Genomic DNA, 11,793 nt, shown 5'->3' on the forward strand with positions numbered 1-11,793 from the left:
CAAATCGAACGAACCATTCATCATTATCGAGACCATGATCAAATCCGCTTCGGTTCCACTCCTATGATTAGCAGCTATTTTATTCATCGTCATTACGACAAACTCATCCAAACAAATTTTCATGTTACGACGATTAAAGACGACAGCCGGGATTTGCTGCCGTTATTAGAAGCAGACGAAATTGACGCGGCGATCATTCAGGATGAGCTGTCCTACTCTAACCTCTATTCAAAGTTTCTTTTCAGGGAAAATTTTCTGGCCGCCGTTCCTCTTAGCTCTAAGCTGGCTTACCTGGAAGAAGTAACGATCGAGCAGTGCATGGAAGAAACACAAATCATTCCTCCAGAAGGCTCCCTCACCAATCAGCTGAAGGCTATCATGGAGAAGAAACAGTTCAAAGGAGAAACGATAGAAACCCAGTACCATGCGATGGCAGGACTTGTTTCTCTTGGTCTTGGAATTGCTTATCTGCCTGCAATTATGGTGGAGCAGATTGAGTATAAAGGGGTCGTGTTTCTTCCTATTAAAGGGCAGCCATTGGCCCGTGATATGTACCTGTATGCGGTTACCTTACCTATCCTTGAGTTTTTAGAGGGAAAATTAACGAATTAACAGGGCATGAAATGAAGGAAATTGTTGATCATGGCTGTGAATATGAAACCGCGCTATTTTAAAATCTTCTAAGACCATGATTTAAATTTGAAACACACGAATAGATAGGAGACTTATCGATGGAATTCATTATTCGCCAGGAATTGACTGAGGAATCCAATAATACAGAAGAAGTTATTCAGGAAGCCTTTAAAAATGAAGATCACAGCGATAAAAGTGAACATTTACTTGTAAGAAGAATTAGAGAATCAAAAGAATTTATTCCGCAACTTTCTTTAGTCGCTGTCAATCAGAGCCAGGGGCTGATTGGTCATATCCTTTTATCAAAAATAAAAATCATAAGCAGCGATCGATCCGTTGAATCGCTCGCTTTAGCTCCCGTTTCTGTACTTCCCGAGTTTCAGAATAAAGGAGTGGGAAGCCAGTTAATACATCGTGTTTTAGCTAAGGCCAAAGATCTCGGTTATACGTCCATAATTGTATTGGGTCATAAAGACTACTATCCAAAATTCGGCTTTGAACCCGCTGCTCATTTCGGAATAAAAGCCCCATTTGAGGTTCCAAATGAATTTTTTATGGCTATTGAATTGGAGGAGGGTGGACTCGATAGTATAAGCGGTGTTGTCCACTATCCAGAAGCCTTTTCAGAATAAGTCATGTCGAATGAAATGAGTCGTACCTTACCTTGATTGGGCCGGGATCTCGATTGCGCCAGCACACCAATTAGCACTCGATACTTCCGCTTCCAGCACTCTTTAGAAACATCCTTAGCCAACAGAAAAAAAGGACCTTGCCTTTATCGCAAAGTCCTCCTTTAAATCAAGTGAGTGATTTCTTTTCAGCTTTTAGTGTTTCGACTTCTTCTTTCAAATCCTCTAATTCATCCAGTAATTTCAAAACCATCTCATCACTTTTCCGGAGTTCTTCTCCTAATGATTCGATCGCTTCTTCGTCCCAGATAAAAGGATTTCCATAGGATGGGGTGATGGGCAGGTTCTCATAAACGCTTCCCTCTTCCTCATCCGTCGGTTGAAAATAAATGACCACTTCACAACCTGCATCTCCCTTGGCAATCCTCTTTCTCAAGTTGACCTTCCCGTACCCCATACGTCGCGCGGCGATGCCGCCAAATACACTCGAGGTCATGGCGCATAGGTGAGGAGCGTCTTTGACAACTTCCCCAAAAGGACATCCTTCGGCTTTAACAACCACCCTGTCCGGATGTACTTCGGCAATTCGAAAATGTCCCCCGATGGAATTTTTTATGTCTACAATGACTTCTGCATAACGGTCTACAGACCATTGTTCATTTTTATCGCTGTAGAATGACTCGATCCATTCCCCTGTCCGAATTCCTAATTGCCGTATATATTCTCCAGCATGTCTGCCGACTGTGCGTTCATGTAAATGAGCATATTGAGTAATAAGTTTGGATAGGAATAAAGTTCCGCTTAGTGACGATGTCATGCTGATTCCCCTCCCTTTCTGACTTATTATATACCTTTCTATTACTAAATGAAAAAGTTTAATAATCTAGTTGCACAAGATCATACATAATGAAAAATTTTCTGGTTAAGCCAAGTAGGGATTCCAGCTTCTCTTATATGACCTGATACTTCTTTTCGAATCCTTAAATATCCGTCGAGCTCTTCAGAATGAAGGTGCTTTTTCCTCAACAATCTTTATATATATCAAACTATTTTCTCTATTTGTTTATTTCAGTTATTTTACAATATATATTCATAAGGATCAATTCAAAAGGAATTGTTACAGATATTTTACTTCACACTATATTTACATACTTTATTTGACTGTTTTTCACATATATAGGCACCCGCCTAAAATAGCCTATAATGCTGTTACCCCTGCTTATTCGTGCTCACATTTAGTAAATTCTGTGTAAACCCGCTCCTACGATGTATTTATTTTAATTAGCTTTATCGTTTCGTTTAAATGCTGTCACAGCAGTTTACAAATGCCGTTTCTAATCCGTTATTACCATTAAGAACCATCTACGTTAATCATTGCTAATAATTTGTCGAATCCTCTACAATTAATATGTGCATATGTATTTGATACGATTTAAATAAAATAATACATTTTGCATACAAATAATTTACAAGAGGTGATTTTTTGGAAAAACAAACTAAAACCAGGAAGTTAGGGAAAGGGTTAGCTACAATGACCGTGGCTACTAGTTTATTAGTGCCCTCTCTAATTCCAGAAACAACTGCACTTGCCGTGGCAGACACTTATCCAGAAAAGGAATTGGATAAAGCTGCTGCTATGCAGCAAAAGCTGAAAGTTCAATCGGTAGAGGTTGTTGAGGATGGAGTAAAATTTATTTTATCGGACAATTTCGAAGCTCACATTAAGTTAAAGACAGAAGATGTAGCCAAAGTCTCCATTTTGAAGCAAGGCGAAGAAATTAAACAAACGGATGCTGTCAGTAACTCCTCTTGGGAAACCCCTGAGTTTGAAGTAAACGAAACTGAATCCACTCTTTCTCTTTCCACTGAAGAAATTACCGTTAAAATTAACAAGCAGCCTTTCGGTGTAAAGTTTCTCGACAGCGAAGGCAATGTGATTAACCAGGACAACATGGATTACGGTGCTGGATACGAAGACGATAAACCTTATGTCTTTAAAGATACTTCTAAAGACGAGGCCTTTTATGGTTTCGGAGAACAAACCGGTGATTTGAATCGTCGTGGCGAAAGCATGGGCATGTGGAATAATGATGCTTATAACTATAATAAAGATACGAAGTACCTATACACCACCATCCCATTTTTCATTGGACTAAAAGAAGAAAAAGCGTACGGTATCTTTTTTGATAACAGCAACCGATCTTACTATGAAATGGCTAGTGAAAGTGATGATTATTACTACTTTTATGCTAATGATGGCCAACTAAGCTATTACTTTGCTTATGGTCCTGAGATTCAAGATGTTGTTTCCCGGTACAGCCAATTAACAGGTACGATGCAGCGACCTCCTAAATGGGCCATCGGGCTCCACCAAAGTAAATGGGGATATGAAACGGCAGAAGAAATCAAAGGGATCGTTGATAAATACCGCGAAAAAGATATTCCTCTTGATGGTGTCCACTTAGACATTGACCACATGGATGGTTTCCGAAACTTTACATGGGGTGAAGACTTCACCGAAGATCCAGCTGCGTTTAATGAATACCTGGAAGACAAAGGTGTCAGTTCTGTAGCTGTAAGTGATCCCGGTATTAAAAAGGATCCTGGCTATTACATGTATGATCAAGGTACAGAAAATAATTACTGGGCTACGAATCCAGATGGCTCACCTTATGTTGGGGAAGTGTGGCCTGGTGACTCCGTGTTTCCTGATTTCGCACGTGAAGACGTTCGTGACTGGTGGGCTCAGAGCCACAGCAAGATCTTCAATGCTGGTGTAGATGGAATCTGGAACGACATGAATGAACCTGCTGTATTTGATACCCCGACTAAAACACAGCCGCTGGATGTTAATTATGGCGACATGAAGCATTCCGAATTCCACAATATGTTTGCTCACTATGAAGCAATGTCTTCTGACAAAGCATTTGATATCTTAAAACCAAACAAGCGTCCATTTGTACTTACTCGCGATATGTATGCTGGCTCCCAGCGTTACAGCACACTTTGGACAGGTGATAATGCAAGTACGTGGGAATCCATGCGACTAGCTACCCCTATGAATAATAACGTAGGAATGTCCGGTGTTCCATTTGTAGGTAACGATATCGGCGGTTTTGCTAAGCGTCCATCCCCGGAACTATTTGCACGTTGGCTGCAAATGGGTGTATTCGTTCCCTTCTCCCGTATTCACGCTGATAATGGAAGTACAGTAGCCTTCGATCCTGATGCTAAAAATATTCCAGGACAAGAACCATGGCAATATGGTGAAGAAGTCGAAGCTATCAGTAAGAAGTACATTGAACAACGTTATAAACTCATGCCATATCTTTATAACGCGTTTATAGAAGCTAGTGAGAAAGGTACACCTGTACAACAGCCGCTCGTTTATCAGTTCCAGGAAGATGAGAACACTCATGACATTAATCAACAATTCATGTTCGGCTCTTCCCTGCTTGTTGCCCCTGTAGTCGAAGAAGGTGCTACTTCTAATGATGTATACCTGCCAGAAGGCGAAACATGGGTAGATTATTGGACAGGTGAAGAACACGATGGTGGTCAAACTGTCACGAAAGAAGCTGACCTTGGCACTCTTCCGCTTTACGTGAAGAAAGGTTCCATTGTCCCTCACCGTAATGTCCAACAACATACAGGTGAAAAACCATTAGAAAATCTGATTTTAGACACGTATCTTGATGATAAATCTACTTATACGTTCACAGAAGATGATGGGTCTACGGAAGATTACAAGAATGGCGAGTATAATGAAACAACGTTCAACTTAAACCGTAAAGGAAAAACAGTTGAATTCACTAGTAACCAGAAGGTTTCGAACTACGATTCTGACCTGGAATCTTATACTTTGAAGCTGAACAACGAGAATATGCCTAGAAAAGTACAAGCTGCATCTACGAAGTACACACAAGTAGATTCCGCAGAAGAAGTAAAGCAAACGAAAAACTCTTATTATTATGACCAGGAGAACGAAACCACCTTCGTAAACGTCCCAGTGAATGAAACGAAGAAGGTAAAAGTTTTCTTCAACAATGATAAAAAGACGCAAAAAGCCAAAGGTAAGAAGAAAAATTAATATGGAACAAATCAGAAGAACCGCTATGGAAGATTTCCATAGCGGTTCTTTTCATTTCATTTAACCTATATAGCGTGAAGCGGAACCTACAGCATACGGATATCAGCTGAACTCTTCAAAAAGGTTTAGTAAGACCGCTCCCATACTATAATCTTCTTATCTCGAAGGTCCCTCTGCTCTATAAAAAAAGCGCCCGAGCATGTATTCAGCCGGGCGACACTTCGATCACTTCAATATTTTAGCCGTAAACTTACGGCTTCGCGGGCCGTCAAATTCACAAAAATACAGCCCCTGCCATGTGCCGAGAACGAGATTTCCGTCCTCAATAATCAGCGACTGGGAGTGGCCGACTGTACTTGTTTTCATGTGCGCAGCCGTGTTCCCTTCGGCATGACGATCCTCTGCCATATCCCATGGGTAGACTTCCCTGAAGCGGCGCAGCATATCCGTTTTTACATCAGGATCGGCATTTTCATTTACCGTTAAGCCTGCCGTCGTGTGCTTCGATGATACGATGACAACACCGTCAGTTACCCCTTCTTCTTTGATCCACTGTTCAACTTTAGACGTTACATCAATCATCTGGTCATGGTTATCCGTTTTTACATCGAACGTTTTGATCATTAAGAGTCACCACCTATTTGTGAAGCTGCATAAGCTTCTAATTTTTCATATTTCTTCTGTTCTTCGATAAAATCTTTCCTGTTTTCCACGTGAAAAGTACGTGTATTCCAGTCGAGCTGCACCACGGCTTCATATACATTCGTTGCATTCCCTCTTAGCTGAATGGAGAAACTTTCCTTTTCTTTCTCTACCACACAGTTTACAAGTCCGCCTTTGTTGATGACCACAATCGGTTCGCCCGTGGCATTCGGTCCGTGAATGGTAGAAACGAGAGAAGAAGCAGACATAGCCGTTCCGCACGCATTGGTCAGCCCAACGCCGCGTTCAAATGTCTGGACGAAGACTTTGTTTTTTTCTAAGAGCTTCATAAAACTGACGTTCACACCATTAGGGAACACTTCATGTAACTGGTTCGCTTTTTCCCCCACCCAGGCAAGCTCTTCCTGGTTAATGTCTTCCACAATGGCAACGATATGAGGGTTCGGCACGCTTAACGGCGTGAAGGTCAAATGCTCGGGCAGGCCTGGAACAGTCGTTTTGGAAGCCGGCTCGGCATCCACGTGGACCGGAAGCGAAGCAGGCTCAAACGATACCGGTTCAATGGCGACCGAAAAAGTATCAATGCCCGGAAAAATCTCTTCCACCTGACTGACAGCAAGCACCGCTTTTTCTGTCTCCACGGCGATATGGGTTTTTCCCTCTTTTTCCAACACGTGTCTCGCCACACAGCGGAGGCCATTGCCGCACATTTCCGCTTCCGTGCCGTCCGAGTTAAACATACGCATTCTCGCTTCCGCTTTATCACTATCCATCACAAATAGGATGCCATCAGAACCAATCCCATCCTTCCGGTCACATAATAAAATGGAAAGATCCTCTCTTTCTTGTTCGGTAAACGTGTAGCCATGTGTGAGCTCATCAATCAGGATAAAGTCATTGCCAGAGCCATGGCATTTAATAAATTGAATATCCAAAAACGTATCCCCCTGAAATCTAATTTTCTATTATCATAGCATATGTACAAGGGGATTATGAATGAATGAACTTCCTCCATAACCCAGTTTGTCTATCTAACAAGTTTACAAAAATCAACACTACCTCTTATCAGACGTCCGGCCTGCGTTTCACTACTCCTTTTAAGTGGAAGATGAAGTAAGGATAGTAAAGAAAGGATGATAGCATGACGGAACAAATGAATGCCATAGGATTATATCAGCATTTACCCATTTCTGAAGATAACAGCCTGGTTGATGTCACCGTAGACAAGCCCGAAGCTTCGGGTCATGATATTCTCGTGAAAATCAAAGCGGTTTCTGTAAATCCAGTAGATACAAAAGTCCGGGCCAACGGAGAAGATGAAGAGGAGCCGAAAATTCTCGGTTATGATACAGCAGGCGTAGTGGAGGGCGTTGGTGAAGACGTCACTTCTTTTAAACTGGGTGATGAAGTCTATTACGCCGGTGTGATCAGTCGTCCAGGTACAAACAGCGAATTTCACCTTGTAGACGAACGCATCGCTGCCAAGAAACCACAGTCTCTGTCTTTCAGGGAAGCGGCCGCTTTGCCTTTAACAGGTTTGACGGCCTGGGAAGCCCTATACGAAAGATTGGATGTCTCAACGGATAAGGATAAAAATAAAGGAAAATCCATCCTTATTATTGGAGCAGCCGGCGGCGTAGGTTCCATTGCCACCCAGCTTGCCAATGACGCAGGACTCACCGTTATCGGTACCGCTTCAAGAGAAGAGACCGTAAACTGGGCCAAAGACCACGGGGCTCATTACACCATTAATCATCGGAAGCCGCTTCCAAAGCAGCTTCGAGAGATTGAAATCGATAATGTCGATTATATTTTCTGTTTAAGCTCTACAGCTGAACACTGGAACAACATGACAGAAGCCATAGCACCGCAAGGGAAAATCTGCAGCATTGTGGAAACGGATGAATCGTTGGATCTTACCGCACTGCAGCAGAAAAGCGCTGCCTTTGTCTGGGAATTTATGTTCACCCGCCCTCTTTTCGAAACGGAAGATATGCAGGAACAGCAGAGAATTTTGACCAGAATCGCTGAAAAAATAGATAATAACTCTGTCCGAACCACTTTGACAGAAACGCTGACCGGCCTGAATGCCGAGAAGCTGCGTGAAGCTCATAAAAAAGTGGAAAGTGGAAAAATGATCGGGAAAGTTGTCGTAGAGGCAGAATAGCAACATGAAACTTATAAAGACAGGCTTGAGTGGTTCGCTCAAGCCTGTCTTTTTTTATGCGAACAACATCACTTTCCCACTATTTCTCACCCTATATTTGAATGGGCTCAACAAGTAATCAGACAAGCAATTGATCAATCTTTTCTGTTATGATTCATTTGCAGGAATTTTTTGATAATATTGGAAAAGGTGGCGGATCAAGTGAAAAAGATAATCGTAGGCACTGCCTGCTTGATGAGCATTGGCCTACTTGCTGGCACGATCTATTTTGAAAAGTCCTCTAACATTCCTTCAGCTGCTGTCCAGCCTTCTGTGCAGGAGCAGAATCTACAATCGTCTCCCCAGCCCGAAAAGCTAGAGCCGATTTACGAACAGGAGCCGGTAGCGTATTCCCTGCAAAATGATCAGCTGCAGATCACATATGATCGTGGTAAAAGTTGGACGGAAGTGCCTCTTGAGAAAGAAAAGTTATTTCAAGGAGAGTATCGCGGAAGCGAGCAGGAGCTTATTCCTAACAGCTATATTCTAAATGAGGATCGTACGGCATTTCTGTACACGGAAGATAACAATCAAAACGGCAAAAGAGTTCAATTACTCTATTCGCTAAATAAAGGAGACACATGGGAAGAGTCAGTGGTCCAGGAAGAGTATGCCCCGCTCCGTTTCAGAAAAGTTGACTTTACCAATGAATCCTTTGGCTATGTCATTATTTCAGGTGATCGCACGATGTCACAGGAATGGACTACTGTGTACACGACAAGCGATGGTGGTGAAAGCTGGAGTCAAACGGCCCGACCGGATACGACCCGCTTAATTTTTGATGGAGGGTTTGTCGATAAGAATATAGGGTTTCTCTCCTACGGAACGATCAGTCCTGAGAAACCTGACCTATATGTTACGCAGGATGGCGGGGATTCGTGGAAGAAATCAGACGTGCTCATTCCCGAGAAGTACGAGAAACACTTTGTAATGGCTGAAGTTCCGTTTCAAGAAGAAGATCACCTCGGTGTTCTTATTAAACAAGGCCCGGACGGTGATTATCAGGGCGGTCGCGTGAAGGGGAAATTTATTTCTCATGACCAGGGCAGCACATGGGAGTTTTCTAAGGAGGTAGATCCGAATGAACCGATCGAATAAAAAGGGCAAGAAAATCATCGGCTGGCTGTTTTTCCTAGCAGCCATTGGATTGTGCTGTGTTCAGGGAGTCTACTTCCTCCTGGAGAACAACTATACCGTAGAGTACATAGATAACCGAATATTTTACGTCATTAATCTGTTGATTATCGTTTTTATGATGTTTACCATCTTTCTTCTTTTGACGCTTGAGAAAAAGGGGAAAATCCTAATCTCAAGCATTGCAGCCGCTCTTATTCTTCTGCAGGCAGGCTTAATGGTTAACCACAGTTATGAAACGAAACAAGTGATCAGCTTCTCACCAGAACTCAACCATCTATTAGTCATAAAAGAGGACAGCGACACTGGTCAAGCAGCCTATTACCGAACACGCTATGGGCTTTTTGCCCGCCCTAAGGAAGATCTGCCTTACCAGACCAGCGGGGATTATAAGGTGAAATGGCTGGAGAAAGATATTGCTGCCGTAACCTATGAGGCTGCCGATCACAACCTTCATCAGTATATAGGTACCTATGGAGCACGTGATGGCGGAATCTCTTACTCGTACGTGGCCTCTATGACCCGCGGACAATGGAAAGGAGATGCAGCTCAGGTGACGAACAGTTCAGAAGGCATAGCCATCGACTACCAAGGAGAAACGGAACATTATACTCAGGAAAATATGGTTCAATTTGGAACGCTGGCCCTTGTATTAATGGAAAACAACGAAGCGAAATGGACCATTGCATTAAATGAAAATTTCCAAAGTAATTCGAATGACCCCGAACCTCCGGCGGGTGAAATCACGTTATATAAAGCTACTATGGAAAAGAATGCCCCTATAACCCTCGAGTATATATCTACTACGGATTAACTCAGCAGGATAAGCGGCTTGAGCCCAGATTTCACTTTATATCATAAAGAGCCGGTGAGGACCAAAAAAAACTGGCTTTTTATGATAGAGAAGGGGCTTAGTGTGGAGTTGTAATTATGAAACCTATCGATCATAACTTATCATTTATTTTCATTTATTTTTTCATCCTTTTAAAACCTCCGACAGCTATGAAGATGACAAAACCTAATATAATCCACGAAGCTATCCCCATATTCTCACCTCCTTAATAGTTCGTTCACTTATTTACGCAGAGCACGCTGAGAAGTTTCGAATTGATCTGTTTTAAAGAAAGAGAAAGAGGCGAAATCCTATTTAGATTTGGCCCCTTATAAGGATATAATTTATTGCGTACGCTTTCCGATACGGGTATTTTAATTAACGCTAGACCATCAGTGATCCACGAAAGCCCCTGGCAGCGTAGTATGATTCTGCCCCATTGTGATAGACAAAGACGTGATCGTAACGACGATCGCAAAAAAGTGCTCCCCCGCGTTCTCTAATAGCTGAAGGCGTTTGTATCCAGCTCGATGTTTTCTTATCAAACTCTTCAATTTTCTGTAACCCTCGATATTGTTCTTCTGTTAACATCTCCATTCCCATGGAAGCAGCCATATCGATCGCACTGTTTTCAGGCTTGAATTTTTTTCTTGCCTCCAGCGCCTCACGGTCGTAGCAAACGCTTCTGCGGCCTTTAGGACTTTCCGCTGCACAATCCATAAAAATGTAGGTGTCTTTCTTTTCATCATACCCTACAACGTCCGGTTCCCCGCCTGTTTTTTCCATCTCATTCAACGACCACAGTTTTTCAGAGTCAGCCTCGAGCTTCGCCTGAAGAGCATTCCATTCAAAGCCTTCATGGCGGTGCATGTTATGTTCAAAACGGTCCTTCAATACATTGAATAATTCTTCACTTTGATCCTTGGATAACGTCTTTTTATTACTCTTTGTCATAGTTATGCCTCCTGAAATTTTGATAGGCTCATCCTAAACATAGTTCAAGATGAATTCCTTGCTTTCTTCCATTATCTATAAAAAACGGAAAGCAAGCCACTCTTGTTTGCAGAAACCTGTTTTAAGGGTTCACGATCACTCCAGCGAAATTTTTTCCTTTTTAAAGAGGAATTACTTTTTGTTAGGCGAATAAATGAGTAGGAAATACGAGCGCTTAAAATAGCAGGAGGGATTCTATGAGAGTATTAGTTCTTGGAGCAAGTGGCGCTACTGGTAAACAAGTCGTCCGGCAATTGATTAAAAGACAGATCCATACGCGCATTCTCATCCGCGAGACAGCCGTTCTTTCTCAAGATATACACGAGCATTCATTAGTAGAAACCGTGAAGGGCAATATCAACGAATTAACTGACGCTAAAATGATCGCCCTTTTACAAGATTGTACGACCATTATCTCATGTCTTGGTCACAACGTTACCTTCAAGGGGATGTTTGGCAAACCTCGCTATTTAGTATTTGACGCTATAAAGAGGATTACGGAGATCATTAAAAAAGAGCCCGCTAACAAAAGGAAAATTATCCTTATGAGTACAACCGCTTATACGAATCCTTTATCCGGAGAGAAGAATTCGATAGCAGAAAAAATCATCTT

The 11,793-nt window shown here is 42.3% G+C and carries 11 protein-coding genes; 7 read left to right on the forward strand and 4 right to left on the reverse strand.

The window, feature by feature from the left end:
* Together WAM07_RS08540 and WAM07_RS08545 are read left to right on the forward strand one after the other, a co-directional pair.
* Positions 1–612: LysR family transcriptional regulator substrate-binding protein (locus WAM07_RS08540; RefSeq protein ID WP_422166059.1), on the forward strand; the 612-nt coding region annotated here is incomplete at its 5' end.
* Between the two features lie 119 nt (positions 613–731).
* Positions 732–1,265: a GNAT family N-acetyltransferase gene (locus WAM07_RS08545; RefSeq protein ID WP_422166060.1), complete on the forward strand. Its 534-nt coding sequence runs from the start codon at positions 732–734 to the stop codon at positions 1,263–1,265.
* Positions 1,266–1,431: 166 nt separating this feature from the next.
* On the opposite strand, the gene WAM07_RS08550 is transcribed toward WAM07_RS08545, so the two are convergent.
* Complete coding sequence (locus WAM07_RS08550) at positions 1,432–2,079, reverse strand: methanogen output domain 1-containing protein (protein ID WP_422166061.1); 648 nt, start codon at positions 2,077–2,079, stop codon at positions 1,432–1,434.
* 666 nt (positions 2,080–2,745) lie between these two features.
* Here WAM07_RS08550 and WAM07_RS08555 point away from each other — a divergent pair.
* Entirely contained in the window at positions 2,746–5,352 is a 2,607-nt protein-coding gene (locus WAM07_RS08555) for a glycoside hydrolase family 31 protein (protein ID WP_422166062.1), read from the forward strand.
* 225 nt (positions 5,353–5,577) lie between these two features.
* On the opposite strand, the gene WAM07_RS08560 is transcribed toward WAM07_RS08555, so the two are convergent.
* Together WAM07_RS08560 and dapF are read right to left on the reverse strand one after the other, a co-directional pair.
* Entirely contained in the window at positions 5,578–5,976 is a 399-nt protein-coding gene (locus tag WAM07_RS08560) for a secondary thiamine-phosphate synthase enzyme YjbQ (RefSeq protein WP_422166063.1), read from the reverse strand.
* Positions 5,976–6,950, reverse strand: a complete 975-nt coding sequence (gene dapF, locus WAM07_RS08565) for a diaminopimelate epimerase (RefSeq protein WP_422166064.1) — start codon at positions 6,948–6,950, stop codon at positions 5,976–5,978. Before dapF ends, WAM07_RS08560 begins: the two co-directional genes overlap by 1 nt.
* A gap of 206 nt (positions 6,951–7,156) precedes the next feature.
* Between dapF and WAM07_RS08570 the strand changes: the two genes are divergently transcribed.
* The 3 genes from WAM07_RS08570 to WAM07_RS08580 all read left to right on the forward strand — a co-directional run bounded on the left by WAM07_RS08570 (position 7,157) and on the right by WAM07_RS08580 (position 10,169).
* Positions 7,157–8,182, forward strand: coding sequence for a zinc-binding alcohol dehydrogenase family protein (locus WAM07_RS08570; protein ID WP_422166065.1), 1,026 nt, complete (start codon positions 7,157–7,159; stop codon positions 8,180–8,182).
* A 201-nt stretch (positions 8,183–8,383) separates the two neighbouring features.
* The gene (locus WAM07_RS08575) at positions 8,384–9,319 is read left to right on the forward strand and encodes a WD40/YVTN/BNR-like repeat-containing protein (RefSeq protein WP_422166066.1); all 936 of its coding nucleotides are present in this window, start codon (positions 8,384–8,386) and stop codon (positions 9,317–9,319) included.
* Complete coding sequence (locus WAM07_RS08580) at positions 9,303–10,169, forward strand: hypothetical protein (RefSeq protein ID WP_422166067.1); 867 nt, start codon at positions 9,303–9,305, stop codon at positions 10,167–10,169. Before WAM07_RS08575 ends, WAM07_RS08580 begins: the two co-directional genes overlap by 17 nt.
* 402 nt (positions 10,170–10,571) lie before the next feature.
* Here the strand turns inward: WAM07_RS08580 and WAM07_RS08585 are convergent, their stop codons facing one another.
* Positions 10,572–11,141 carry a DUF4256 domain-containing protein gene (locus WAM07_RS08585; protein WP_422166068.1) on the reverse strand — a complete coding sequence of 190 codons (570 nt, stop codon included), beginning with the start codon at positions 11,139–11,141 and terminating at the stop codon, positions 10,572–10,574.
* Positions 11,142–11,377: 236 nt separating this feature from the next.
* On the opposite strand from WAM07_RS08585, the gene WAM07_RS08590 reads away from it, so the two are divergent.
* Positions 11,378–11,793: NAD(P)H-binding protein (locus WAM07_RS08590; RefSeq protein WP_422166069.1), on the forward strand; the 416-nt coding region annotated here is incomplete at its 3' end.

The organism is Halobacillus sp., from assembly GCF_049282395.1.
Taxonomy (GTDB): domain Bacteria; phylum Bacillota; class Bacilli; order Bacillales; family Halobacillaceae; genus Halobacillus.

What these genes read in the sequence shown, in the direction of transcription:
- WAM07_RS08545 (WP_422166060.1), top strand. Translation starts at nt 732, where the DNA reads ATGGAATTCATTATTCGCCAGGAATTGACTGAGGAATCCAATAATACA.
- WAM07_RS08550 (WP_422166061.1), bottom strand. Translation starts at nt 2,079, where the DNA reads ATGACATCGTCACTAAGCGGAACTTTATTCCTATCCAAACTTATTACT.
- WAM07_RS08560 (WP_422166063.1), bottom strand. Translation starts at nt 5,976, where the DNA reads ATGATCAAAACGTTCGATGTAAAAACGGATAACCATGACCAGATGATT.
- WAM07_RS08570 (WP_422166065.1), top strand. Translation starts at nt 7,157, where the DNA reads ATGACGGAACAAATGAATGCCATAGGATTATATCAGCATTTACCCATT.
- WAM07_RS08580 (WP_422166067.1), top strand. Translation starts at nt 9,303, where the DNA reads ATGAACCGATCGAATAAAAAGGGCAAGAAAATCATCGGCTGGCTGTTT.
- WAM07_RS08585 (WP_422166068.1), bottom strand. Translation starts at nt 11,141, where the DNA reads ATGACAAAGAGTAATAAAAAGACGTTATCCAAGGATCAAAGTGAAGAA.